We start from the raw sequence: 23,793 nt of genomic DNA on the forward strand, positions 1-23,793 counted from the left end.
GGCAAATCCGCCCGGCGCCAAACCCGCTGCAGCTTCCCGCCGTGCACGATAAGCCGCCGGCCGACAGTCATCCCTCCCACCGCCGGCCCGCGCTGCTCGCGCACATTGACGGGTCCTGCCCGATGGCATCGGTCAGAAAGTCCAGAACCGCTTTGACGCGCAACGGTATGTTTCTTCGTGAGGGATAGACGACATAGATCGGCAGCCGGGTCGGTTGAAAGTCGTTCATGACAGGGATCAGCCGACCGGCGACGATATCCGGCACGGCGACGATGTGGGAGAGCACCGCCAGTCCTGCGCCGGCAAGGGCCGCCCTGTGAATAGCGACGGCGCTGCACGCGGTCAGCCGCGGCGAGATCCTGACGGATATGTCTTCCGAGCCGTTCGAGAACGACCATGAACAGGCATCGCCGGCTCTGCTGTAGCACAGGCATTCATGGTCCTTGATGTCCTTCGGCGTCCTTGGAGACGCCTTGCGCGCGAGATAGGCGGGCGAGGCGACGAGGAATGCCGTCGTCCAGCCGATCCGCCGGCAAACGAGGCTGCTGTCTGCGACGGAACCCAGACGCACTTCGACGTCGAGGCGTTCCTCGATCATATCGGAGCTTTGTTCCCTGAGGAGCAGTTCCACAGAGAGTTTCGGATGGGCGGCAAGAAGATCGCCCAGCCGTTCGCTGAGATAGAGGCCGAGCGGCGCGGGAACGCTCAGCCTCACCTTTCCCGAAGCCATGGCTCCATCCGATCCGGCGGCATCGCCAAGCTCCTCCACGGCTTCGAGAATCCGGAGCGCCATCGGCAGCATGCGCTCCCCCTCCGCCGTCAGCGACAGGCCGCTCGTCGTGCGATGCAGGAGGCGGATGTTGAAATGGCCCTCGAGGGCCGCGACCTGTCGCGAGACCGCCGGCTGCGTCACATCGAGATCGTGCGCCGCCGCCGAAAACGAGCCCGTCTCGACGACGCGCTGAAAGGTCCGCAATGCCGAAACGATATCCATCCCTGCCCCCTCATACTTCTGCGCATAGGCTTTATGCCGCCAGACTAAGCGAGAATGGCTTTACAGTCCAGCAATTAAGGATATCTTTTATCCATAAGGATATCTAATATCCTTAATTAGAGGAGAAATGACATGACCCAGCGATTGAACTACGCCCAGCAGTCCCCCGAGCTTTTCAAGAAGTTCATGGAATTCAGCATGGCTCTGCGCAGCAGCGTGATCGACGAGAAGTTGCAGGCCCTCGTCGAAATCCGCGCCTCGCAGATCAATGGATGCGGCTTTTGCCTCGACATGCATGTCAAGCAGGCAAAGATCCACGGCGAGACCGAACTGCGTCTCTATCACGTCGCCATCTGGCGGGAATCGAACCTGTTCGTTCCCCGCGAGCGTGCGGCCCTTGCCTGGACTGAAGCGCTGACGAACCTTCCCGAGGGCGGCATTCCAGACGAGATTTACGAACGGGTTCGCGGCCAGCTTTCCGAGAAGGAAATCTCGGACCTGACCTTTGTCGTCATGGCCATCAATGCCTGGAACCGTGTCAATGTCGGTTTCAAGACCGTGCCCGGCACGGCCGACAAGGCCTACGGCCTCGATAAGGCCGGCCTGAACTAAACCGCGCAATTCCTTGAGAAGATTCACCTTTGACGCTGCCGCACCCCGGCGGCGAACGGAGATCCATTATGAAAATCGTTGTCATCGGCGGAACCGGCCTCATCGGTTCGAAGACTGTCGAACGCCTGCGCAAGCGCGGACATGACGTGATTGCCGCATCGCCGAACTCCGGCGTCAACACAATCACCGGGGAAGGATTGGCGGAGGCGCTCTCAGGCGCCGAAGTTGTGCTCGACCTCGCCAATTCGCCGTCCTTCGAAGACAAGGCCGTGCTCGAATTCTTCGAGACCTCGGGCCGCAATCTTCTCGCCGCCGAAAAACTCGCCGGCGTCAGGCACCATATCGCCCTCTCCGTCGTCGGCACCGAGCGTCTGCAGGAAAGCGGCTATTTCCGCGGCAAGCTCGCTCAGGAAAAGCTGATCAAGGCATCGGGCATTCCCTATACCATCGTGCATTCGACGCAGTTCATGGAATTCCTCGGCGGCATCGCCCAATCGGGGACGGTCGGCCAGACGGTCCGCCTGTCGCCGGCCTATGTGCAGCCCATCGTTTCCGACGACGTCGCCGATGTCATGGCGGATGTGGCTCTCGCACCGCCCGCCAATGCGACGATCGAGATATCAGGTCCGGAACGGGCGCGCCTCAGCGAACTCGTCGCCCGGTATCTGAAGGCCATGAAGGACCCGCGCACCGTCGAGGCCGATGCCGAGGCGAAATATTTCGGCGCGAGACTCAACGATCAGTCGCTCGTTTCCGACAACAACCCGCGGCTCGGCTCGATCACCTTCGAGCAGTGGTTCGCAAAGTCCGCCCAGCCAAAGTGATCCGACTTGCCCTGAGGACGCGGCCACTCGGGCGCATCCTGCCCCACCCTGCAACCATGGAGATTCCGATGATCAGAACATCATTCCTCGCCGGTGCGCTCGCCCTTCTGGCAGCCACGGGCGCTAGCGCCGATGAGGGCAGCAAAGCTGCCAAGGTGACGCTCGTCTATGAACACGAACTTCCAAACGTACCGGGCAAGAGCATCAAGGGCGTGCTGGTCGAGTACGGCCCAGGCGGCTTCTCCGAAGGCCACACCCATCCCGATACGGCCTTCATCTACGCCACCGTGCTCGAAGGAGCGATCCGCAGCCAGGTCAACGACGGCCCCGTCAAGGTCTATCATGCCGGAGAGAGCTTCTCCGAAATGCCGGGCGACCGCCATGGTGTCAGCGCCAACGGCAGCAAAACGAAGCCAGCCCGCTTGCTCGCCGTCTTTGTCGTCGATACCAAGCAGAAAGAGTTGACCTATCCGCTCAAGAAGTGATGATCCGCATTACAGCGCCGCGCGTCTTTCAGACGCGCAAAGGACGCTGTAACACTTTCAACCCTCGCATCGTGCTTTCCAAAAACCGGTTCCGATTTTCGGGCCGATGCGATACCGCCTGCGCAAGCCCCGATGCTTGCGCGGGCGGTCTAGATGCTGAATCATGGGCGGCTCGCCCCATTCCGGAGACAGAGAGATGATTGACGACGCGCTCTTCGGTAAACCTCTGATATCCCTCATTACGATAGGTTTGGCCGGTATCGTCGTCTGGCATCTTCTCTCCCGCCAACGGCCGACGACGCGACTGGTGGTGCAAATCCTCTTCTTCGCGATGATGACGTTGATCCTCGTCGTCAGCGGCATCGAACCACACCGGTTTCAAGGATATGAGTCCGAGGATCCGCAGGCTTTGCTCGTCATCGTCGCGAAATCGCTCTGGTGGATCCATCTGGCATGGGCCGTCATCGGTTTCATCAGGCTGTATCTGGTGCTGGAGGGCAGTCCGCGAGAGGCCCGCCTGCTCCAGGATCTCGTCATCGGCGTCGTCTATATCGGCATGGCCCTGTCAGTTCTGGCCTTCGTCTTCGGCGTGCCGATCGGCACGCTCGTCGCGACCTCGGGCGTCGTCGCCATTATTCTCGGCCTGGCGCTCCAGAACACGCTCGCCGACGTCTTCTCCGGCATCGCGTTGACGCTCGGCCGGCCCTACATCATCGGCGACTGGATCCTTCTCAGCGACGGTACGGAGGGGCGCGTCGTCGAAAGCAACTGGCGCGCGACACACATCCTGACCAGCGCAAACAATGTCGTCGTTCTGCCGAACAGTTTTCTGGCAAAGCTCGGCCTGACGAATGTAAGCCGGCCGGACGAGACCCATCTCCTGGTCCTCACTATCCGCATCGCTCCGACGCGGATGCCGGCATCAGTCCGGCACGTCATGGCAACGGCGCTGGCGAGCTGCAATTCGATCGTGCGCGAGCCGCCGCCGGTCGTGGCGCTCAAGGGGCTGGATGCCACGGCGCTGGAGGTCGAGCTGCAGTTCCGGGTGACGAGCCCGAGCCAACGGGTGACAGCACGAAACGAGGTGCTCGATCTCGTCTATCGTCACTGCAAATCGGCCGGACTGCTTTTGGCTGTTCCGGCCGCGGCCTCAGTCCTGACGGGCGATCTGCCGACCGAAGAAAGCGCACGACCGCCCCGTGTAACGCCGCTCGAACTGATCGAGGCCATTCCGATCTTTGCGACGCTGACATCAGATGAAAAGCAGAAACTCGCCGAGACCACGGCCGTGCGGGAATTCCGCAAGGGCGATGTCCTCGTGCGGGAGGGCGAAATGCTCCCGTCGCTGATGATGGTGCGGGCGGGCATCATCGCGGCGCGGCACGGAGATGAGGAGCGCGGGCGGCTCGCGCCGGGTGATTTTTTCGGAGAGACCGGCCTGCTCGCGGGCATGCAGGAAGCCTGCACCCTGGAAGCTCTGACCTCCGTGACCGCGTATGAGATCGATCAAGAGGCCTTCGCGCCGCTGGTAAGCGAACGCCCGGCGCTGGCGGAAGAAGTCGCCGACCATCTCGCCAGCCGCGCCGAGCGTTTCCGCAACGGCGCCTCCTTGCCCCCGGAACATGCCCGCAGTGCGCATGCCATCCTGAAGACCATCAGGACCATCTTCAAGGCGTAGAGATCGGCACCCCCGCTCAGCCGGCGCGCTTGAGCACCCATTCGAACGTGCTCCGCCAAATGTCGGCCGGCACTTCCTCGGACAAGGTGCCGACCAGATCGGAAAGCCGGACGCGCCTCAGCGTATCCCGCCAGGCCTCGTCGGCCTCCCACATGATGCGCGCGACCGCGCATGGCTTGCTGTCGCAGTATCCTTCCGGCCGGCAGGGATTGTTCGCCCGGATGTTCGTACAGGTGAAGCTGCGGGCCTTCCCCTCGACCGCCTCGACGATCTCGAGAAAATTGATATCCGAGGGGGTCTTGGCAAGCCTGTAGCCGCCACTCGGGCCGAGCGTGGTCTCGACAAGCGATGCCTGCGAAAGGCTTTGCAGTGCTTTGGAGAGATATTCCTTCGGCAGACCATGAAGCTCGGCGAGCGCCTTGGTGGAAAGATACCTGCCCTCTGGCAGGCCCGCGAGAATGGCGCAGCAGTGAAGCGCCCACTCGACCTGGCTTTTCAGGATCATTCAGCAACTCGTGTGATGGCTGGCTCTGCCAATGGAATTAAGGACATATCATATCCGAAAACCGACACGATGTAAATGAGCCGCAAAAGCAGCGTGTTGTTGCCTGAACGGCGATGCGGGCTCCGATCTCCACTCAGCCCGCGTTCTCATCCTCTCCCCGCGCCTGCTCATTTTCAATTCCGGCGATCAGCTTGCGCAGCAGCGCAGCGAGCGCCTCGCGCTCCTTTCCGTCAAGAGCCTGCAGAAAAGAAGCTTCGCTCGCCATGTCGGTGCGGAAAGCCTTTTCGGCGAGTGCCGCACCCGCTTCGCTCAATGCCACTAGCACGCTGCGCCCATCGCGTGGTGATTTCTCCCGGCGGATCAGCCCCGCCTTCTCCAGCCGGTCAAGCCTGTGGGTCAGGCCTCCCGAGGAGATCATCAGCGCCGAATACATCTCCGTCGGCGTCAGCCGGTAAGGCGTTCCGGAACGGCGAAGCGTTGCAATCACGTCGAATTCGCCACGGTCGAGGCCAAAATCGGCAAAGGTCGCCTCGATGCTGGGGCGCACCAGGTTCGACAACCGAAAGGCCCGCCCCAGGATCGCCATCGGCTCCGTGTCGAGGTCCGGCAGTTCCACCGCCCATTGCCGGCGCAGCCGGTCGACATGGTCATCCCCAGGGCGGTCCTCGTCCCCCGGGCGGTCGCGGTCCCCTTCAGTTCCATTCATCATTCTCTGCCTCATATCAACACAAGCGAGACATACACCTTCCACGCGAGTCACGGAAGATATCTTGACAAGAAGATAGTTTTAAGAATATATCTTCTCGAGAAGATAGTTTTGTATTCATAGACAGAACGAGCGGGAGGCACGTGATGTTCAGGATTCTTCGCCACCAGGAAGTGCGACCCAATCACAGCCGCACTGTCCGATTCGAAGGCCGCGACTATGGCGGCGAGATATCGCTCTTCCTCGTCGACAACGAGCCCGGCCAGGGGCCCGACCTGCACGTCCATCCCTATTCCGAGACATGGGCGGTCAGGAAGGGTGAAGCCGAGTTCACCGTGGGCGACGCCAAAACCCGCGCCTTTCCAGGCGATATCGTCGTCGTAGCCGCCAACATTCCCCACCGTTTCGAGAATGTCGGCACGGGACGGCTCGAAATCGTCTGCATTCATGCCAGCGATACGATCGTGCAGGAGTTTGTGTGAGAAGAAACCGTCGCCCCGAAAGGGGAAGGAAGAGGAGGAAACTGCCATGCCCAAGATGATCTTCGTGAACCTGCCGGTGAAAGACCTTGCCGCTGCCACCCGCTTCTATGAAGCGATCGGGTGCAGCAAGAATGAACAGTTCAGCGATCACCAGGCGTCGAACATGGTCTGGTCCGAAGCGATTATCTTCCACTTGCTGACGCGCGATTTCTTCGCGAGTTTCACGCCGAAACCCGTTGCCGAAGCGCAGAAGACGAGCGAGATGCTGATCGCGCTGACGATAGACAGCCGTGAAGAGGTGGACGCCATCGTCGAGGCGGCCGGAGTGGCCGGCGGCAAGGCCGATCCGCGCGCGCCGACGGACATGGGCTGGCTCTATAATCGCGCCTTCGAGGATCCCGATGGCCATATATTCGAAGCAGTGTGGGTCGACATGGCGGCGGCTGCGGCCGCCACCGGAGAATAGCCGGCAAGGCGCCGGGCGCGATGTGCGCGACGAAACCGGCTTCGGCCTACCACGCCCGCCATCAAAACTTTTCCGGCGCTATGGAATAAAACCGCCTCGCCTCGTGTCTCATCTCAGGTATCGCAAGACTGCGTGCCCAATCTGAGGAGAGACACCATGAAATCCGTGAAATTTCTGTCCGTCGTGGCGGCTGCCACCTTTGCCGCGACCGCTGTTTTCGCCGCGCCTCCTGTCAAAACAGTCGAATCCGAAAAGGGCAAGGTGCTTGCCGGCGAAAACGGCATGACGCTCTACACCTTCAAGAAGGACGTCAAGGGCGTTTCCAATTGCAACGACGACTGCGCCAAGAACTGGCCGCCGCTGATGGCCGCTGGTGATGCCAAGGCCGATGGTGCATATTCGATCGTCGATCGCAAGGATGGCACGAAACAATGGGCCAAGGACGGCATGCCGCTCTATTTCTGGGTCAAGGACAAGAAGGCCGGCGACATCACCGGCGATGGCGTCGGCGGCAACTGGGATCTTGCCAAACCTTGATCGCGAAGTCCCCGATCACAAGAAAGCTGCCGGCGTGAAACCACCCGCACCCGAAACCTTCGAGGGCCAGATCCTGGCCCTCCTGCCCTCGCTCAGGCGCTATTCGCGCAGCCTGACACGCTCGGATACTGATGGCGAGGATCTGCTCCAGGATTGCGTCGAAAAGGTTCTCACGCGCCGCGGCCAATGGCGCGGCCTCAACCTGCGCGCCTGGGTCCTGACCATCATGACCAATCTCTACCGCAACGGCCGACGCGGCAAGGCGCGCGACGGCCTCGTCGAGCTTGACGCCGCAGAGGATCTGGCCGCGTCCGAACCGCCGGCCGATCCGCTGGAGCGCGCCCGCCTGGATGATGCGCTGAACAGCCTTTCAGAGGAGCACCGCGCCGTGCTGATGCTCGTGGTCATCGAAGGATACACCTATGGGGAGGTCGCCGCCGCGCTCGATATCCCGATCGGCACCGTCATGTCCCGCCTGTCACGCGCCCGCCGGCGCGTCGCCGAGCGATTGAAGGCCGACAACATCATTACGCTTCGGAGACCGAAATGAACGAGACCAATCCGAACGTCACCGAAGCCGACCTCCACGCCTATGCAGACGGCCAGCTGCCGGAAACGGCGCGCGCCCGCATCGAGGCCTTCCTGGCCGACAATCCCGACGAGGCGGCGATGGTTACCGAATGGCAGGCGCAGAATGGGGCCATCCGGTCGCTGTTTGCCGGTTATGAGAAGGCGAAGGACAGCGATCCTCTGCTCTTCGCCCCCCCGCGCGCCGTCTCATCGGGGCCGAAACGCTGGGCGATCGCCGCATCAGCCCTCCTCGTCTTCACGCTCGGCGCCGTCAGCGGCCATTATGGCCCGGCACTTCTGGAAAAGCCGGAGCTGCAGCTTGCCGGCTCCGAAACCCTGCCGAAACAGGCTGAGACCGCCTTCACGGTCTATGCCGCCGAGGTTCGCCACCCCGTCGAGGTCTTCGCCGACGAGGAGGCTCATCTTGCCACCTGGCTCGGCAAGCGTCTGGCAATCCAGAATCTCAAGATCCCGAGCCTGCAGCCGCTCGGCTTCAAGCTGGTTGGCGGCCGCTTGCTGCCGGTCGATGGCCAGCCAGGCGCCATGTTCATGTACGAGAACCAGGCTGGCGAGCGCCTGACTGTCCTGGTTGGCCGCAACACGGAAAATAGCACGACGAGCTTCCGCTTCGCCTCATCAGGCAATATCGAGACCTTTTACTGGATCGACGGCGAACTCGGTTATGCCGTCACCGGCGAAATCTCCCGCGAGACGCTGCGGGAGGTAGCAGAAGAGTGCTACAAGCAATTCCCGTCGTGAGGATCAGCGTGAGGGATCGTTGCCGAGCTCGATCGGCCGGCCGTGCGGCGTCGCTTCCGCCGCCCGCTGCCAACTCTGTTGCAGTGCCTGGATCGTATCCGCATCGGCGATGCCGCGGTTGACGATGAGGTCCGAGAGAGCAGCCACCCAGCAGTCAAAATAGTCGCTGCCATCTTCGGCCCGGCCAGGCTTGTGCAGTTGCGCGGAAAGCGTTTCAGCCCATTCGCTCCAACTGAACAGGCCTTTTGCGTGCAGGTGCACGGTCATGGCAAAAGCTTCCGCCGCCCACGGCTCGGGAAAGACCAGCTCGCCCTTCGGCGACCTCGGCAGCCCGGACGATTGCGTCAGCGGCGATGTCTCATGCCGGCTCAAGATAGCCCTCCCAGGCATCGATCGACACCGTCAGCGTTGGATCGGCATCCTCGCCCCAGATCTCCGCACCGTCGAAAACGACCGTATAGAGCCATTGCGGGTTCTCGCCCTTGCCATGCGCATTGTCGTCGGGAAAGACGAACGAACCCTGCACCGCCTCGACCACGCCAGTCCTGGCGCGGGCATAACGCGGCAGGCGCGTATGCGTCGCCGGATTGAAGTTCTTCGTCCTCACCGCCTCACCGACCACGAAGAGCGGCGCGGTCTCGACAAGACGATCACAAGGCCCGCCCTTCGCCAGCACGGCGGGCACCATGTCCGCCTTCAGCACCCGTTTTGGCGCCGCGCCGTCCTGCAGCTTCCGCCCCGAAAGCAGCTCCTCACGCGTCGCAAAGCCGTGCCGTTCGAGCAGCTTGTCGATGCCGCGGATCCAGATCTCGTAATAGCTGGCAGCGAGGTAATTGGCCGGCGGAATATTCTCGCGCGCATGCCGGCTTTCATCGATCGTCCATGCGCCGAAAGCGCCGCAGGAAAGCGTGATGCCGAGTGCCCGCTTTTCCCAATCGGCATGGAAATAGAGCTCGTCCTTTTCGGGCGCGACAGGCCCGAAGCCCATCTGCCCGCCGAGATCGTGCGGTCCGTTCATGTGGCGCTCTCCGGCTTGCGGGCAACGGCCGTGCCGATCATCGCATCGCGGCTGACGAGGCTGGCGAGCGTCCGCTCGTCCATTCCCTCTGTCCCTTCGGGCCGCTCGGGAATGACGAGGTAACGCAGCTCCGCCGTCGAATCCCAAACGCGGATCTTCTGGTTCTCAGGCAGCATCAGCCCGAATTCGGCCAGCACGCCGCGCGGATCGATGACGGCGCGCGAGCGATAGGCCGGCGCCTTGTACCAGACCGGCGGCAGGCCGAGCACCGACCAGGGATAACAGGAGCAAAGCGTGCAGACGACGAGGTTATGGGTCTCGGCCGTGTTGAAGACGGCACGCATGTGCTCGCCCTGCCGGCCGGTGTAACCGAGGCTTGATATCGCCGCCGTCGCATCGCGCTTCAGCCAGTCGGCGAAATCGGCATCGCTCCAAGCCCTGGCGACGACATGGGCGCCGTTTCTCGGTCCCACCTTGGTCTCGTAAGTATCGACGATCGCATCGATCGCCGCCGGATCGATCAGCCCCTTCTCCGTCAGCAGCGTTTCCAGCGCCTTCACGCGCGCCTGCATGTCGGAATAATGATTGTCATGATCGTGCCCGTGGGCGTGCTCATCTCCGTGAGCATGGTCGTCGTCATGGTCGTGCAAGGCGATGCCCTCCCGAAACTGCCCGCTCTTTCTAACATATGCCGCAGGCCCGCCAAGCCCTTCTATGTCTCATCCGCTTTTCCGCTAATCTCCTGCCATGAATATCCTGATTCTCGGCGCAACCGGCTTTATAGGCTCCGTCGTCGCGGCCCGGCTCGTTGCCGACGGCCACGTCGTAACCGGGCTCGGCCGCAATCCCGTACGTGCCCGTTTGAAACAGCCGGCGATCGAATGGCGGCGCGCAGATCTATCGCGCATGACGAAACCCGCGGATTGGGAGGATATCCTCAAGGACCAGCATGTCGTCGTCAATTGCGCCGGCGCCTTGCAGGACGGCCTGTCGGACGATCTGGCGGCCACCCAGGCAGAGGCGATGCTGGCGCTCTATGCTGCTGCAAAGTGCTCGTCGCGCCCGCTCATCGTGCAGATATCGGCAAGGACGGCAGGAGCGGCCGGCGACCTTCCCTTTCTCGCCACCAAGCGCCGCGCCGACGAGGCGCTCGCGGCAAGCGGCCTGCCTTACCTCATCCTGCGCCCTGCCCTCGTGCTCGGCCGCAATGCCCATGGCGGCTCGGCGCTGCTACGGGCGCTTGCCGCCTTTCCCCTGGTGCTGCCACTGATCCATGCCGAAAGCCCGGTCGAAACACTTTCGGTGGACGATGTGGCGGAAGCCGTGTCGCGGGCAGTCTCCGGCGGCCTTCCTTCAAAGGATATCGATCTCGCCGCCAATGAAGTCCTGACGCTCGCCGATCTCGTTCACCTGCACCGGCAGTGGCTGGGCCTGCCGCCCGCCCGCGTCTTCGCCCTGCCCCCCTGGCTGGCCAGGCCAGTGACGTGGCTGGCCGATCTATCGGGCCTGCTCGGCTGGCGTTCGCCGCTGCGTTCGACAGCGCTGACAGTGATGTCGGAAGGCGTGCAAAGCTCGAAAGCAGGAAGCGGCCTCGTCGCGACACCCGCGGCCGCAGCGCTCTCGGCCAATCCCTCCGGCGTCCAGGATCTCTGGTTTGCCCGGCTCTATCTCCTGAAGCCACTCGTCATATCGGGCCTATCCGTCTTCTGGCTGCTGTCCGGTCTGATCCCGCTGCTGGCACTGGAGAAGACGTCTGCTCACTTCTTGCCGTTCATGCCTGAGGCCTCGGCAACGGCGCTGACGCTTGCGACCTGCCTGATCGACGTCGTCCTCGGTGCCGCCGTCCTTGTCCGTCCCCTGGCGAAACGCGCCCTTCTCGGCATGCTTGGTGTATCGCTCGCCTATCTCGCCGGCGCCAGCCTGCTCGAACCCGCGCTCTGGTTCGATCCCCTCGGCCCCCTCGTCAAGGTTCTGCCGTCGATCCTGTTGACGCTCGTAGCCCTTGCCACCCTGGATGAACGCTGATGCTTGAAGAATGGCTGCTGCTCGCCCATGTCATTGGCGCGACCGTACTCTTCGGCACCGGCGCCGGCATCGCCTTCTTCATGGTGATGGCGCACCGGACGCGCGATCCCAGACTGATTGCCCATGTCGCCGGCACCGTCGTCATCGCCGACACGATCTTCACCGCGACCGCGGCCATCCTCCAGCCGGTGACCGGCTATCTGCTGGCCCGATCGATCGGCTGGGACCTGTCGGAGGGCTGGATTGCGCTGTCGCTGCTGCTCTATGTCGTCACCGGCCTGTTCTGGCTGCCGGTCGTCTGGATCCAGATCCGGCTGCGCGACCTCGCCCGCGCCGCAGCAGCGGCGGGAAAAGCCCTGCCGCCAGCCTATTTCAGCCTCTACCGCTTCTGGTTTGCTTTCGGATTTCCAGCCTTCTCAGCCGTCCTCGGCATTTTCTGGCTGATGCTGACAAAACCGGCGATCACTCTATTTTAGCATCGGCCAGAGGCTTAGCACCAAGAGTATCGCCATGCTGATATTGAACCACTTCAACCGCACCGGATCGGAAAGCCATTCCCTCAGCGCCGAGCCGAAGCCTGCCCAGGTCGAAACGCTGGGCACATTGACCGCCGCGAAGGCGAGACCGACGATCAGCACGCTCACGAGGTAGAGTTGCGGATTGGTATAGGTCGCCATCGCCGTGACCGCCATCACCCAGGCTTTCGGATTGACCCACTGGAAGGCAGCGGCCGACAGGAAGGACATCGGCTCGACGCCGCTCCTGCCTTCGCTGAGCGAGCGCGACGAGGCTATCTTCCAGGCGATCCAGACGAGATAGGCGCCGCCCGCAAATTTCAGCGCGGTATAGACCACAGGCACCGTGTGCAGCAGCGCGCCGAGCCCAAGGCCGACGCCGATGAGCAGCGAGAAGAAACCGACGCCGATGCCGAACATATGCGGGATCGTCCTGCGGAAGCCGAAATTCACGCCCGATGCGAAGAGCATCATATTGTTCGGCCCCGGCGTGATCGAGGTCGTGAAGGCGAACAGAACGAGGGCGAGAAATGTATCCAGTGGCATGCGACCTCCCGAAGCCAGCTTTTCCGCGGCCTGTTTATTTAGGTCAGCCTAACTGTCCTAAACCGGCGATACCATCGCATCATTGTCATGGTGACAGGATTACTTGAAAGATGGCGACCCGGCCCAATCTCTTGCCGACTGCATAATTCCTTAAATCGGCATCGATTTAAGGATAAAATCATGCAGCAATTCAAAGTGCTACAGCGTCCATCTCAAGGACGCGCGGCGCTGTAGGAAGAAACCCATGCAGAACGACCCGATTCCATCGATCACATTTCCGAACGGCACTGAGGTGCCGGCGCTCGGCCAGGGCACCTGGGCCATGGGCGAGGATGCCGGCCATGCCAAGGCCGAGATCGAAAGCCTCAAGGCCGGCATCGATCTCGGCATGACGTTGATCGACACCGCCGAAATGTACGGCGACGGCGGCGCCGAGGAGATCGTCGGTCAGGCGATCAGGGGACGGCGCGACGAGGTCTTCATCGTCAGCAAAGTCTATCCCTGGAATGCCAGCCTGAAAGGCACGGTCGAAGCCTGCGAGCGCAGTCTCGAACGGCTGGGCACCGACTGCATCGATCTCTATCTGTTGCACTGGCGCGGCAACTATCCGCTCACTGAGACCGTCACGGCCTTCGAAACGTTGAAGGCATCGGGCAAGATCGGCGCTTGGGGCGTCTCTAACTTCGACACCGACGACATGGAGGAACTGCTTAGAGTGCCCGACGGCGCCAATGTCGCCGCCAACCAGGTGCTCTATAACCTTTCCCGCCGGGGCATCGAATTCGATCTGCTGCCCTGGTGCCAGAGCCGCGGCATTCCCGTCATGGCCTATTCCCCGATCGAACAGGGCAATATCCTGCACCATCCCGAACTGATCCGCATCGCCAAGGCCTATCAGGCGACACCCGCCCAGCTGGCGCTCGCCTTCCTGCTGGAACGCGACGGCGTCATCGTCATCCCGAAGACCTCGAATGCCGAACGCGCGGCAGAAAACCGCGACTGCGTCTCGCTCGATATCACCGACGACGACTGGGATGCGCTCGACGCCGCCTTTCCGCCGCCTACAAAGAAAAAACCGCTGGAGATGCTCTGACCTTCAGCGGCTTTCCCAATGATTACAGCATCTGCCTTACATGCCCGGCCTGTAATCTTTACATGCCCTGCACGCCGCGATTCATCGCCGCGATACCGGTACGGCAGACCTCGATGAGGCCAAGCGGCTTCATGATCGCCACGAACTGGTCGATCTTCGACGATTTGCCGGTGATCTCCAGAATGAAGTGACCGACCGTCGCATCCACCACCTTGGCATGGAAGGCATCGGCAAGGCGCAGGGTCTCGGCGCGCATCTCGCCCTCGCCGATCACCTTGATCAGTGCCACTTCGCGCTCGATCGGCCGGTCCTGGCCGAGTTCGCGGGCGCGCACCGTCAGGTCGACGACGCGATGCACCGGCACGATGCGCTCGAGCTGCGCCTTGATCTGTTCCAGCACCTGCGGCGTGCCGCGAGTGACGACCGTGATGCGGGAAAGATGCGCCTGATGTTCGGTCTCGGAGACCGTCAGGCTCTCGATATTGTAGCCGCGGCCGGAGAACAGACCGATGACCCGGGCAAGAACGCCCGGTTCGTTGTCGACGAGAACCGAAAGCGTGTGGCTTTCGACGGCCGCCGTTTCCGGCGAAATGAAGTAAGCGGAGCCCGTGGGCTGTAGGTGAGCGTTCATTATCCTGGTTCCTCTTCCCTTTTAGACGAGCGCGCGGCCCTTGGCGTCGATCGCATTGGCGACCGCTTCGTCGGTGGCTTCGTCCGGCAACAGCATTTCGTTATGGGCCTTGCCCGAGGGGATCATCGGGAAGCAATTGGCGAGATTGGCGACGCGGCAATCGAAGATGACAGGCTTTCTGACCTCGATCATCTCCAGAATGGTGTCATCAAGCGCATCCGGCTTTTCGCAGCGCAGGCCGACGGCGCCATAGGCCTCCGCCAGCTTGACGAAGTCGGGCATCGCCTCGGTATAGGAGTTCGACAGGCGGTTGCCGTGCAGCAACTGCTGCCACTGGCGCACCATGCCCATATACTGGTTGTTCATGATGAAGATCTTGATCGGCGCATCGTGCTGGATCGCCGCCGACATTTCCTGGATGCACATCTGGATCGAGGCATCGCCGGCAATGTCGATGACGAGGCTGTCGGGATGGGCGATCTGCACACCAAGTGCGGCCGGCAGGCCGTAGCCCATCGTGCCGAGCCCGCCCGAGGTCATCCAGCGGTTCGGCTGCTCGAAACCGAAAAACTGTGCCGCCCACATCTGGTGCTGGCCGACCTCGGTGGTGATGTAGGTATCGCGGTCCTTGGTGTGGGCGAAGAGCCGCTCCAGCGCATATTGCGGCATGATGACGTCATTGCTCTTCGTATAGGCGAAGGAGTTGCGTGCCCGCCAGCGGGCGATATCGGTCCACCAGTCGTCCAGTCGGCTCTTTTCCGGCTTCTTCGGCAGCGCCCGCCACAGCCGGACCATGTCTTCGAGGACATGGCCGACATCGCCGCGGATGCCGATATCGACGCGGACATTCTTGTTGATCGAGGATGGATCGATATCGATATGGATCTTCTTCGAGTTCGGCGAAAAGGCATTGAGACGGCCGGTGATGCGGTCGTCAAAACGGGCGCCGATGCAGACCATGACGTCGCAGTCATGCATCGCCATGTTGGCCTCGTAGGAGCCGTGCATGCCGAGCATCTTCAGCCAGTTCTTGCCGGAAGCCGGATAGGCACCGAGGCCCATCAGCGTCGAGGTGATCGGGAAATCGGTGAGCTCGACCAGCTCACGCAGCAGCTTGGAAGCCTCGGGGCCGGAATTGACGACGCCGCCGCCGGAATAGATGACTGGACGGCGCGCATTCGCCATCAGCTCGATCGCCGCATGGATCTGGTTGAGGTCGCCCTGGATCTTCGGCTGGTAGCTCTTCTGGATCGTGTAGTCGGCGGGCGGCGTGTAGGTACCGGTCGCAAACTGCACGTCCTTCGGAATATCGACGACGACAGGTCCCGGACGGCCGGACTGGGCGATGCGGAAGGCCTCGTGAATGACGGCGGCGAGCTCGTTGACGTCCTTGACCAGCCAGTTGTGCTTGGTGCAGGGCCGGGTGATGCCGACCGTGTCACATTCCTGGAAAGCGTCGGAGCCAATCAGCGAGGTTGGAACCTGGCCGGTCAGGCAGACGAGCGGGATCGAATCCATCAGCGCATCCTGCAGCGGTGTGACGGCATTGGTGGCGCCCGGACCCGAGGTCACCAGCATGACGCCGACCTTGCCGGTGGAGCGGGCGTAACCTTCGGCCGCATGGCCTGCCCCCTGCTCGTGGCGGACGAGGATGTGCTTGACATCCTCCTGCTGGAAGATCTCGTCATAGATCGGCAGGACCGCGCCGCCGGGATAGCCGAAGATATGTTCGACGCCGTTGTCCTTCAGCGCCTTGAGAACGATCTCCGCTCCCGTCATCCGATTGCCTGCCGCCTGATTGTCCGTGCTCATCTGTCTGTTCCGTTTGATGCTGGGATTGCGTTTGTGGCCGGAAGCCCGAATTTCGGGCATAAAAAAAGGCCCCGGAGGAGCCTGTCATCTAGCGCATGGGTGGCTATCGCCGGATGGTTACACCATCCTGCCCATGCGCTTTCCCACCACGATAAGAGCCGTTGCGATTTTCATGGTCGGAAGTGATAGACAGAAAATTTCGCAGCGTCAACGCATGCCGCAATAAAAAACTCCCGGCTCCCCGCATCCCTAAAATCCATGGCCGGAAGGATTTGTTAAAGGAAGGGCTTTATTCTCGCTTCCCATTGCAGGAGTAGGCCCTTTGCTTAACAACGACTTGCACGCGCCTGGTAAGGCGGGTGAACAGGATCGCCGCGATGGCCATACACCGGGGAACCGCTTTCTCGGCCGCGTCGTTGCATGCAGCGGTTCGCGGGCGACCATCGCCGCCGTCGCCGAACAGGGCGGCACCGATCTGACGGAACTGTGGTCCGTGGGCCGGTTGATTTCGATCAGCGTCGGCCGCAACCGCGTCGTCGCCCTCGTCTATCAGATGAACACCGGCAGCCATGCCTGGGGCGAAGGCGAAGACAATACGTTCAGGATCGAGACGGAACTGCTCGGCGAAGTCCGTGTCGACGAGGACGGGCGCGAGGAATTCTCGACCGGCATCTCGCGTTATCCCTATCTCGGCGCCATCGCCCACCGCATCCGATCCGCCGACCTGATGCGCATCTACGACGCCGGCGAGGGTACGACCGCCGTTATCGGCAAGCTGACGCAGGACGAAAGCATCGATGCGGCGATCCACATCCCCTCAATGCTCTCCAAGCATTTCGCCGTCGTCGGTTCCACCGGCGTCGGCAAGTCGACGGCCGTGTCGCTGCTCCTGCACAAGGCGATCTCGGCGGATCCGAAGCTGCGCGTGCTGATCCTCGATCCGCATAATGAATTCGCTGCCGCCTTTCCCGAGCACGCCGTCACCATCGATACCGATACGCTCGACCTGCCCTTCTGGTTGATGCGGCTGGAGGAATTTGCCGAGGTCGTGTTTCGCGGCCGCCCGCCGGTGCCCGAAGAGCTCGACATGTTGCGCGACATCCTGCCGGAGGCCAAACGCGCCTTCCGCGGCAGCGACAACTCGCTGGTGCGCCGCACGACCGAAAAGAGTTCGATCACTGCCGATACGCCGGTCCCCTACCGTATGGCCGATTTGCTGGCGTTGATCGACGAGCGCATCGGCCGCCTGGAAGGCCGCTCGGAAAAGCCCTTCCTGCGGTCGCTGAAGATGCGCCTCATCGCTGCGATCAACGATCCGCGCTATCACTTCATGTTCTCCAACAACACGATCAGCGACACGATCACCGAAACCATCGCGCAGATCTTCCGCATCCCCGGCGAGAACCGGCCGATCTGCACCTTCCAGCTTGCCGGCATCCCCTCAGAAGTCGTCAATTCGGTCGCCTCCGTGCTCTGCCGCATGGCCTTCGAGGTGGCGCTGTGGAGCGAGGGCGCCATCCACATGCTCGTCGTCTGCGAGGAAGCGCACCGCTACATCCCCTCCGATCCGAGCCTCGGCTTCGTGCCGACGCGCCAGGCGATCGCCCGCATCGCCAAGGAAGGCCGCAAATACGGCGTCTCGCTCGGCATCATCACCCAGCGGCCGGGCGAACTCGACCAGACGATCCTGTCGCAGTGTTCGACGCTCTTTGCCATGCGCCTCGCCAACGACCGAGACCAGGAAATCATCCGCTCGGCCATTCCGAATTCGTCGATCTCGACGACGAGCTTTATCTCCTCGATCGGCAACGGCGAGGCGATCGCTTTCGGCGAAGCGATCAGCGTGCCGATGCGCATGCGCTTTTCCCGCGTCGACGAAAACCTCCTACCGAAGGCCAGCAGCGCCAACAGCAAGCAGAGCGAGGAAGATCCGGATACGGTCGATCTGCGCAAGATCGTCACCCGCATGCGGGCGGTGACGGTCGGACCCGACATTTCGAATTTTCAGCAGAGCTATGCCGCGTCCGTGGCAAGCTTGGACGAGGCTGATGCGGCCGACGAGGATCTCGACGCCAAGCCGTACGCGCCGCCCGCCTCCTCCGCTGCACCGCTCGAAACCTATCGGCGGGAACTGCTGCCGCAAACGCCGCGGCTGGACCCGGCTGCGGTGCCGGCGATCGATCCCCGGTTGGACGCGCTGCGTCGCGAAATGCGCCGCGAGGAGCCGGTCTTTCCCCGGCCGGCACCGGCGACGGATCAGCCTGCGATCTCCCGCCGCGAGCCCGGCACGTCGCTGCGCGAAAGCATTTTGAAAAAACCGCTGAGCAGCCTTTACAACAAGGAATAAGCCTTCCACTCGCTCTCCAGTGCGATCAGAGGCTCGACGGCCTCGAGTACACGCTGCCGATCCATCGGTCCGAGCGGCAAGAGAGGGCGTGGGAGCTCGGCCTTGGCGAGTGAGAGAAGGTCGATCAGCGTATAGATCACGCGAAGGCTTCCGAACGCCTTGAACGTTTGCCAGAGCGGCTGGAGAAGACCATCGAGCCGACGCACTTCGCCGTCCTCGCCTGCAATCGCGGCCTTGGTCAGGGCAAAAGCGATGCGCGGAAGCAAGCCGCCGATGACGCTGTACCAGGCGTCGGCACCTGAAAGCAGTGCTTCGCCAGCGCCCCAGTCGCCGCTATAGCCGATCGCAAGCTTGCTCCTCTCACGCAATGCCGCCAGTTCGCCTGCGAAATCGCCGTCAACTGGCAGAGGCATCTTCACCGCCCTGATCGTCTCGATGTCCGACAGGCGCTGCAGAAGATCCCGGCTGAAGGTGAAGTGGGTCGTGCCGGGATTGTTGTAAATACAAAGCGGCAGCTTCGCCGCCTCCGTGACGGCAAGGAAATGCTGATAGGCCTCCTCCTGAGTAAGCGGCGTGTAGGACACCGGCGCAAGCAGAAGCGCATCTGCACCAGCGGCCTCCGCATCCCTCGCCAGGGCCTGGGCGTGGTCTGTCCTCAGAGCACCGACACCGACGACGATCGGAACACGACCGCGCACGCACTCGACGGCGGCCTCGACGGCTCGCCGTCGCTCCTCGCGTGTGAGAAAGGCGTAGATCCCGGTGCTGCCAAGAAGGCCTATCGAAGCGACGCCGGCATCACACAAGCGTTCCAGCAGGCGGCAGAGGGCATCCGTGTCGACCCGGCCATCCCTATCGGCGGGCGTTGGCGGAAAGGCCGAAAGACCATGAAACGGAGAAGCGACAGACATGATGCGATCCTGAAAATCCGGTCAATGTGAGAACAGCAGGCGCGATCCGGCGCCCGCGAAGAAGACGGCGAGACTTCCCTCGATCCACCGCCGCGCACGGGCGTAGCCGCGCACCATCGGTGCCGTCGAGAAGAGCACGGCATAGCCGGTAAATATCGAGATCCCGAGCAGCACGCAGCCGCCGAAAGCTGTGACGGCCATCTCCGGTGAAGCGCCGGGCTTGAGGCCGAGAGACATGATCGCGACCCAGGCCAGAACCGCCTTCGGATTGCCGAGATGCATCAGAATACCACGACGATAGAGCGCGCCGAGTTGCGCGGCAGGTTGGACGGCCTCGCTTGCCGGCCTATCCGGGGTGGCTGCCGAGCGGGCCGCCCTCCAGGCGAGCCAGAGGAGGTAAAGCCCGCCTGCGACTTTGAGGAACAGCAGCGCATGGGCATAGCGGACCAGGAGTGTGGAAATGCCGGTGACAGCGACCAGCCCCCAGCATGTCGACATCGTTATAACCCCGGCAGCAAGGGCGAGCGCCGGTCGACGCCCTTGCCGCATCGCCACGTTCATGATGGCCATGTTGCTTGGTCCGGGACTGCCTGCAGCGATTGCGTAGGCGATGTAGACGACGAGAAGATCCTGCATTTGCGTTTTTCCAGAAGTTTGCGCCCGCGCACGGCACGACCGCGAAGACGAAGAATGCGCCATCGGGAAGCCGACGATCTGCTTCCTTTTCTTCGAAAATTGGTTCACCATGAAGCGCCATTTTTGAAGAATCTCTATGGACCATTTTGCGATGTCCAAACGGCGCAGCACTATCGAAATCCCATCGCTCAACGCAATCGACCGAACGGACAATGTCGGTCGCCAGCTTGCGCAGGCCCTGCGGAACGCAATCGCCTGCAGTGATCTGAGGCCAGGCGAACGCCTTCCTTCGACGCGTAGCCTTGCAGCTTCACTGAAGATCGCGCGCGGCACTGTCGTCGAGGTGTTCGATCAGTTGACCGCCGAAGGCTATCTCGAAGCGCGGGTCGGAGCCGGAACCCGTGTTGCCGCTGATCTGATTGACACCACGCCGGCGCCCCCGCCTGCACCGGCGGTGCCGTCTGCCGTGGATGCCGTCGATCTGCCTTCCCAGGCTGCTCGGCTGATCGCCATCGCCCGTGCGCTCACCCCGCACCCGCCCGTTCCCTTTGCCATCGCCGTCCCGGCTTCCGGCATTGCGCCCGACGACAACTGGCGCCGTCTCGGCAACCGCGTGCGCGCGTCGAGACAGGCCGCACCCTCGGGTTACCACGACCCGATGGGTCTGCTCGAACTCAGGCTTGCCATTGCCGACCACGTCCGCCGTGCGCGGGCCGTTCATTGCGAGCCGGAACAGGTCATCGTCACATCAGGCACTCAGCAAGGTCTCTATATGGCGGGGCGGGTCCTTCTCTCGCGTGACGATCCGGTATGGGCCGAGGACCCGGCCTATCCCGGCCTGACGGCAGTGCTCGACGATCTCGGCGTCCGGACGCACCGCCTGCCGGTCGATGCACAGGGAATGAACGTGGAACGCGGCCTCGAGCTATGTCCCCAGGCGCGCGCCGCATTCGTGACCCCTTCGCACCAATATCCGATCGGCATGCCGCTCAGCATGGCCCGACGCAATGCCCTGATAGCCTGGGCCGACCAAAATCGTGCCTGGATCGTCGAGGACGACTACGACAGCGAGCTGCGTTATGCCGGACACCCATTTCCCTCAATGCAGGGATTGCGTCCGTCACGCGTCATCTATCTCGGCACGTTTAGCAAGGTGCTCTTTCCCTCCCTGCGCCTCGGCTACGTCATCGCCCCTCCTCCACTCGCAGAAGCCTTTGCCGGCGCCCGTGCCATTCTCGACCGGCATTCGCCGATCGCCGAACAGCACGTTCTGGCGGCCTACATGCGGGAAGGCTATTTCGAAGCGCATATCCGGCGCATCCGTGGCCTCTATGCCGAACGCCGCGCTGTTCTGCTCTCGGCGCTCGAGCGGGCCTTGCCGGAGGGGTGCTGCGTCCAGCAGAGCGACCAGGGCATGCATATTCTTCTATGGCTGCCCGAGGAGGTCGATGACGTGCAACTCGCAGCCCGTGCCCTGTCGGCCGGCCTTGCCGTGCGCGCGATCTCCCCGATGTATTCCGCGCGGCCGGCACGCCCCGGCCTGATGCTGGGCTTCGGCGGATTTCTGGCGGACCAGCTACAGGCGGCGGTTGGCGAACTCGTCGAACTGTTGAGCCAGCAGATGTCTCAAGCGGGAGGCCCGCAACAAACTGAAACCTAAACTGTCAGCCGTTCCCAGCTATCGTCCATCTGGTTGCGGAACCATGTCATTTGCCGCTTGGCATATTGCCGCGTCGCCGCAGCCCCCTTCTCCAGCACCTCGTCGCGCGTCATCTCACCCCTGACCATCGCCGTAATCTGCGACACGCCGATTGCCTTCATCACAGGCGCCTCGGCCGGCAGGTCGAGCGCAAGCAGCGCCCTTACTTCGTCTTCCGCGCCTTGCTGCAGCATCTTTTCGAAACGCCCGTTGATGCGCTGATGCAGCACCGCCCTATCCGGCAGCACGACGACCTTGCGGGCCTCATCGGCGTCGATGATCACCGGTCCCGACTGGCCCTGGAAATCGGCGATCGACCGCCCCGTCGCCTTCATCACCTCCAGCGCCCGCACGATCCGCTGCCCATCCTGGCGGTTGAGGCTTGCCGCCATGGCGGGATCGGCCACCGCGAGTTCGGCATAGAGCCCGTCGGTGCCCTCCTCCAGCAGCCGCGACCTGAGTGCCTTCCGCAGGGCCTCCGGTATCTCGGGCATATCTGAGAGACCACCGGTCAACGCCTTGAAATAAAGCCCCGTGCCGCCGACGAAGACCGGCAGCCGCCCTGCGGCCCTGAGCGTCGGCAGCAATGCCGAGACATCCCGTAGCCAGCCGCCTGTGGAATAGGCCGCACCGGCCGGCACGTGGCCGTAGAGATGATGCGGCACGCCCTGCATCTCCTCTTCCGACGGGCGCGCGGTCAGCACCCGCAGCGTGTCGTAGACCTGCATGCTGTCGGCGTTGACGACCACGCCATCATGGCGCTTGGCCAATTCGACGGCGAGCGCGGACTTGCCGCTGGCGGTCGGCCCGGTTATCAGGATCGCGTTCACTGTGCTCAGAAGGTTTTCCATCATGGCCCTCGTTGCCACGCTTGTTGCCAATCCGTCAAATCCCGTGCTGACACCCGAAATCGCCGAGCAGGCGGCCGAGGCCGTGAACGCTTCCGGTCTCTACTGGCTGGCCGATGGCGTTGCCTGCGACATCGCGCTGCGCGACGGCACCGATGCGCAAGCGGCCGAGGCCAATATCCTTGCCGTCATATCAAACGCACCGATCGATCTCGTCATCCAGGAGCAGGAAACCCGCCGCAAGAAGCTGCTGATCGCCGACATGGATTCGACGATGATCGGCCAGGAATGCATCGATGAACTCGCCGCCGAAGTCGGCCTGAAAGAGAAGGTCGCGACCATTACCGCCCGCGCCATGAACGGCGAGATCGCCTTCGAGCCTGCCCTGCGTGAGCGTGTCGCGCTGCTGAAGGGCCTGCCGATATCGGTCGTCGACGAGGTGATCGCCAAGCGCATCACGCTCACCCCGGGCGGCCCGGAACTGCTTGCCACCATGAAGTCGAAAGGCCATTACACCGCGCTTGTCTCCGGCGGCTTCACCGTCTTCACCAGCCGCATCGCCGCCACTCTCGGCTTCGACGAGAACCGCGCCAACACACTGCTCGAAGACGGCGGCATTCTCTCCGGCTTCGTCGCCGAACCAATCCTCGGCAAGCAGGCGAAGGTCGATGCGCTGAACGAGATTTCGGCTCGCCTCGGCATTTCGCCGGAAGAAGCGATCGCCGTTGGTGACGGCGCCAACGATCTCGGCATGTTGCACCTTGCAGGCTCCGGCGTCGCCCTCCACGCCAAGCCGGCAGTCGCTGCCGAAGCGCAGATGCGCATCAACCACGGCGACCTGACCGCACTGCTCTACATCCAGGGCTACCGGAAGACGGATTTCGTGACGGTATGAGCGCGATACCAGCGACATTCCCAATCGGGGCTGATCGCTGGTGGCTCGTACGGAAGGCAACCTCCGTAAACCCGCCAAATAGCCTGTCACCTCCGGACCGTTAGGCCACCGATTCCGTTTCGAAAGGCCCCCCGGCACACCCTCTCCGCCCTCATTCCTGTGCTCGTCACAGGAAACCAGCCACCGCGCGTCTGCGCGG

27 protein-coding genes are annotated in these 23,793 nt (G+C 62.6%); 15 read left to right on the forward strand and 12 right to left on the reverse strand.

The features are described from left to right. Nucleotides 1-67 precede the first annotated feature (67 nt). On the reverse strand, nucleotides 68-994 hold the full coding sequence (locus tag AB8B31_RS13930; protein WP_018242785.1) for a LysR family transcriptional regulator: 927 nt from the start codon (nucleotides 992-994) through the stop codon (nucleotides 68-70). Nucleotides 995-1,126: 132 nt separating this feature from the next. On the opposite strand from AB8B31_RS13930, the gene AB8B31_RS13935 reads away from it, so the two are divergent. The 4 genes from AB8B31_RS13935 to AB8B31_RS13950 all read left to right on the forward strand — a co-directional run bounded on the left by AB8B31_RS13935 (nucleotide 1,127) and on the right by AB8B31_RS13950 (nucleotide 4,593). Further along, a complete protein-coding gene (locus AB8B31_RS13935) occupies nucleotides 1,127-1,606 on the forward strand; it encodes a carboxymuconolactone decarboxylase family protein (RefSeq protein ID WP_018242786.1) in 480 nt (159 codons plus the stop codon). A 68-nt stretch (nucleotides 1,607-1,674) separates the two neighbouring features. After that, nucleotides 1,675-2,430, forward strand: coding sequence for an SDR family oxidoreductase (locus AB8B31_RS13940; protein ID WP_130652736.1), 756 nt, complete (start codon nucleotides 1,675-1,677; stop codon nucleotides 2,428-2,430). 68 nt (nucleotides 2,431-2,498) lie between these two features. Then, entirely contained in the window at nucleotides 2,499-2,915 is a 417-nt protein-coding gene (locus tag AB8B31_RS13945) for a cupin domain-containing protein (RefSeq protein WP_018242788.1), read from the forward strand. Nucleotides 2,916-3,111: 196 nt separating this feature from the next. Continuing rightward, complete coding sequence (locus AB8B31_RS13950) at nucleotides 3,112-4,593, forward strand: mechanosensitive ion channel family protein (RefSeq protein WP_130652737.1); 1,482 nt, start codon at nucleotides 3,112-3,114, stop codon at nucleotides 4,591-4,593. 16 nt (nucleotides 4,594-4,609) lie between these two features. On the opposite strand, the gene AB8B31_RS13955 is transcribed toward AB8B31_RS13950, so the two are convergent. Together AB8B31_RS13955 and AB8B31_RS13960 are read right to left on the reverse strand one after the other, a co-directional pair. Further along, nucleotides 4,610-5,098 carry an RrF2 family transcriptional regulator gene (locus AB8B31_RS13955; RefSeq protein ID WP_012758212.1) on the reverse strand — a complete coding sequence of 163 codons (489 nt, stop codon included), beginning with the start codon at nucleotides 5,096-5,098 and terminating at the stop codon, nucleotides 4,610-4,612. A gap of 133 nt (nucleotides 5,099-5,231) precedes the next feature. Continuing rightward, a complete protein-coding gene (locus tag AB8B31_RS13960; protein WP_018242790.1) occupies nucleotides 5,232-5,807 on the reverse strand; it encodes a MarR family winged helix-turn-helix transcriptional regulator in 576 nt (191 codons plus the stop codon). 143 nt (nucleotides 5,808-5,950) lie between these two features. Here AB8B31_RS13960 and AB8B31_RS13965 point away from each other — a divergent pair, with 143 nt between their 5' ends. The 5 genes from AB8B31_RS13965 (at nucleotide 5,951) to AB8B31_RS13985 (ending at nucleotide 8,618) form a co-directional block, all read left to right on the forward strand. Beyond that, complete coding sequence (locus tag AB8B31_RS13965) at nucleotides 5,951-6,286, forward strand: cupin domain-containing protein (RefSeq protein WP_032980482.1); 336 nt, start codon at nucleotides 5,951-5,953, stop codon at nucleotides 6,284-6,286. Between the two features lie 46 nt (nucleotides 6,287-6,332). Then, nucleotides 6,333-6,752, forward strand: a complete 420-nt coding sequence (locus AB8B31_RS13970; protein ID WP_018242792.1) for a VOC family protein — start codon at nucleotides 6,333-6,335, stop codon at nucleotides 6,750-6,752. A 156-nt stretch (nucleotides 6,753-6,908) separates the two neighbouring features. Next, complete coding sequence (locus AB8B31_RS13975; protein ID WP_130652738.1) at nucleotides 6,909-7,289, forward strand: COG4315 family predicted lipoprotein; 381 nt, start codon at nucleotides 6,909-6,911, stop codon at nucleotides 7,287-7,289. A gap of 34 nt (nucleotides 7,290-7,323) precedes the next feature. Further along, nucleotides 7,324-7,839: an RNA polymerase sigma factor gene (locus AB8B31_RS13980; RefSeq protein WP_026188465.1), complete on the forward strand. Its 516-nt coding sequence runs from the start codon at nucleotides 7,324-7,326 to the stop codon at nucleotides 7,837-7,839. Further along, the gene (locus AB8B31_RS13985) at nucleotides 7,836-8,618 is read left to right on the forward strand and encodes an anti-sigma factor family protein (RefSeq protein WP_439007456.1); all 783 of its coding nucleotides are present in this window, start codon (nucleotides 7,836-7,838) and stop codon (nucleotides 8,616-8,618) included. The genes AB8B31_RS13980 and AB8B31_RS13985 overlap by 4 nt, the downstream gene beginning before the upstream one ends. A gap of 3 nt (nucleotides 8,619-8,621) precedes the next feature. On the opposite strand, the gene AB8B31_RS13990 is transcribed toward AB8B31_RS13985, so the two are convergent. From AB8B31_RS13990 to nthA, 3 genes are read right to left on the reverse strand one after another with little or no spacing between them, the layout of a single operon-like run. After that, on the reverse strand, nucleotides 8,622-8,990 hold the full coding sequence (locus tag AB8B31_RS13990) for a nitrile hydratase accessory protein (protein ID WP_130652740.1): 369 nt from the start codon (nucleotides 8,988-8,990) through the stop codon (nucleotides 8,622-8,624). Then, nucleotides 8,977-9,636 (reverse strand): nitrile hydratase subunit beta, encoded by a 660-nt coding sequence (gene nthB, locus AB8B31_RS13995; protein ID WP_130652741.1) that lies wholly within the window; start codon nucleotides 9,634-9,636, stop codon nucleotides 8,977-8,979. The genes AB8B31_RS13990 and nthB overlap by 14 nt, the downstream gene beginning before the upstream one ends. After that, nucleotides 9,633-10,286: a nitrile hydratase subunit alpha gene (gene nthA / locus AB8B31_RS14000; protein WP_131605668.1), complete on the reverse strand. Its 654-nt coding sequence runs from the start codon at nucleotides 10,284-10,286 to the stop codon at nucleotides 9,633-9,635. The genes nthB and nthA overlap by 4 nt, the downstream gene beginning before the upstream one ends. A 97-nt stretch (nucleotides 10,287-10,383) precedes the next feature. On the opposite strand from nthA, the gene AB8B31_RS14005 reads away from it, so the two are divergent. Both AB8B31_RS14005 and AB8B31_RS14010 read left to right on the forward strand, forming a co-directional pair. Then, nucleotides 10,384-11,661 carry an SDR family oxidoreductase gene (locus tag AB8B31_RS14005; RefSeq protein ID WP_130652743.1) on the forward strand — a complete coding sequence of 426 codons (1,278 nt, stop codon included), beginning with the start codon at nucleotides 10,384-10,386 and terminating at the stop codon, nucleotides 11,659-11,661. Beyond that, nucleotides 11,661-12,137, forward strand: coding sequence for a DUF2269 family protein (locus tag AB8B31_RS14010; protein ID WP_130652744.1), 477 nt, complete (start codon nucleotides 11,661-11,663; stop codon nucleotides 12,135-12,137). The genes AB8B31_RS14005 and AB8B31_RS14010 overlap by 1 nt, the downstream gene beginning before the upstream one ends. Here the strand turns inward: AB8B31_RS14010 and AB8B31_RS14015 are convergent. Next, nucleotides 12,129-12,722, reverse strand: coding sequence for a LysE family translocator (locus AB8B31_RS14015; RefSeq protein WP_018242801.1), 594 nt, complete (start codon nucleotides 12,720-12,722; stop codon nucleotides 12,129-12,131). The two genes, AB8B31_RS14010 and AB8B31_RS14015, sit on opposite strands and share 9 nt — an antisense overlap. A 244-nt stretch (nucleotides 12,723-12,966) precedes the next feature. Between AB8B31_RS14015 and AB8B31_RS14020 the strand changes: the two genes are divergently transcribed. Next, nucleotides 12,967-13,815 carry an aldo/keto reductase gene (locus AB8B31_RS14020; RefSeq protein WP_130652745.1) on the forward strand — a complete coding sequence of 283 codons (849 nt, stop codon included), beginning with the start codon at nucleotides 12,967-12,969 and terminating at the stop codon, nucleotides 13,813-13,815. A 58-nt stretch (nucleotides 13,816-13,873) separates the two neighbouring features. Here AB8B31_RS14020 and ilvN read toward each other — a convergent pair whose 3' ends face one another. Further along, nucleotides 13,874-14,446 carry an acetolactate synthase small subunit gene (ilvN, locus tag AB8B31_RS14025; protein WP_003541288.1) on the reverse strand — a complete coding sequence of 191 codons (573 nt, stop codon included), beginning with the start codon at nucleotides 14,444-14,446 and terminating at the stop codon, nucleotides 13,874-13,876. Nucleotides 14,447-14,467: 21 nt separating this feature from the next. Next, on the reverse strand, nucleotides 14,468-16,258 hold the full coding sequence (locus AB8B31_RS14030) for an acetolactate synthase 3 large subunit (RefSeq protein ID WP_130652746.1): 1,791 nt from the start codon (nucleotides 16,256-16,258) through the stop codon (nucleotides 14,468-14,470). 322 nt (nucleotides 16,259-16,580) lie between these two features. Between AB8B31_RS14030 and AB8B31_RS14035 the strand changes: the two genes are divergently transcribed. Beyond that, nucleotides 16,581-18,605: an ATP-binding protein gene (locus AB8B31_RS14035; protein ID WP_130652747.1), complete on the forward strand. Its 2,025-nt coding sequence runs from the start codon at nucleotides 16,581-16,583 to the stop codon at nucleotides 18,603-18,605. On the opposite strand, the gene AB8B31_RS14040 is transcribed toward AB8B31_RS14035, so the two are convergent. Together AB8B31_RS14040 and AB8B31_RS14045 are read right to left on the reverse strand one after the other, a co-directional pair. Continuing rightward, a complete protein-coding gene (locus AB8B31_RS14040) occupies nucleotides 18,590-19,516 on the reverse strand; it encodes a dihydrodipicolinate synthase family protein (RefSeq protein ID WP_130652748.1) in 927 nt (308 codons plus the stop codon). The two genes, AB8B31_RS14035 and AB8B31_RS14040, sit on opposite strands and share 16 nt — an antisense overlap. A 21-nt stretch (nucleotides 19,517-19,537) precedes the next feature. After that, a complete protein-coding gene (locus tag AB8B31_RS14045; protein WP_130652749.1) occupies nucleotides 19,538-20,152 on the reverse strand; it encodes a LysE family translocator in 615 nt (204 codons plus the stop codon). A gap of 151 nt (nucleotides 20,153-20,303) precedes the next feature. On the opposite strand from AB8B31_RS14045, the gene AB8B31_RS14050 reads away from it, so the two are divergent. Then, nucleotides 20,304-21,812, forward strand: coding sequence for a PLP-dependent aminotransferase family protein (locus tag AB8B31_RS14050; RefSeq protein ID WP_182563543.1), 1,509 nt, complete (start codon nucleotides 20,304-20,306; stop codon nucleotides 21,810-21,812). On the opposite strand, the gene miaA is transcribed toward AB8B31_RS14050, so the two are convergent. Next, nucleotides 21,809-22,705 (reverse strand): tRNA (adenosine(37)-N6)-dimethylallyltransferase MiaA, encoded by an 897-nt coding sequence (miaA, locus tag AB8B31_RS14055; RefSeq protein WP_130723522.1) that lies wholly within the window; start codon nucleotides 22,703-22,705, stop codon nucleotides 21,809-21,811. The genes AB8B31_RS14050 and miaA overlap by 4 nt on opposite strands. Between miaA and serB the strand changes: the two genes are divergently transcribed. Continuing rightward, a complete protein-coding gene (serB, locus tag AB8B31_RS14060) occupies nucleotides 22,704-23,594 on the forward strand; it encodes a phosphoserine phosphatase SerB (RefSeq protein ID WP_018242810.1) in 891 nt (296 codons plus the stop codon). The genes miaA and serB overlap by 2 nt on opposite strands. Nucleotides 23,595-23,793: the final 199 nt, after the last annotated feature.

The sequence above is a fragment of the Rhizobium sp. 62_C5_N11_2 genome, assembly GCF_051811185.1.
In the GTDB taxonomy this organism is placed as follows: Bacteria; Pseudomonadota; Alphaproteobacteria; order Rhizobiales; family Rhizobiaceae; genus Rhizobium; species Rhizobium leguminosarum.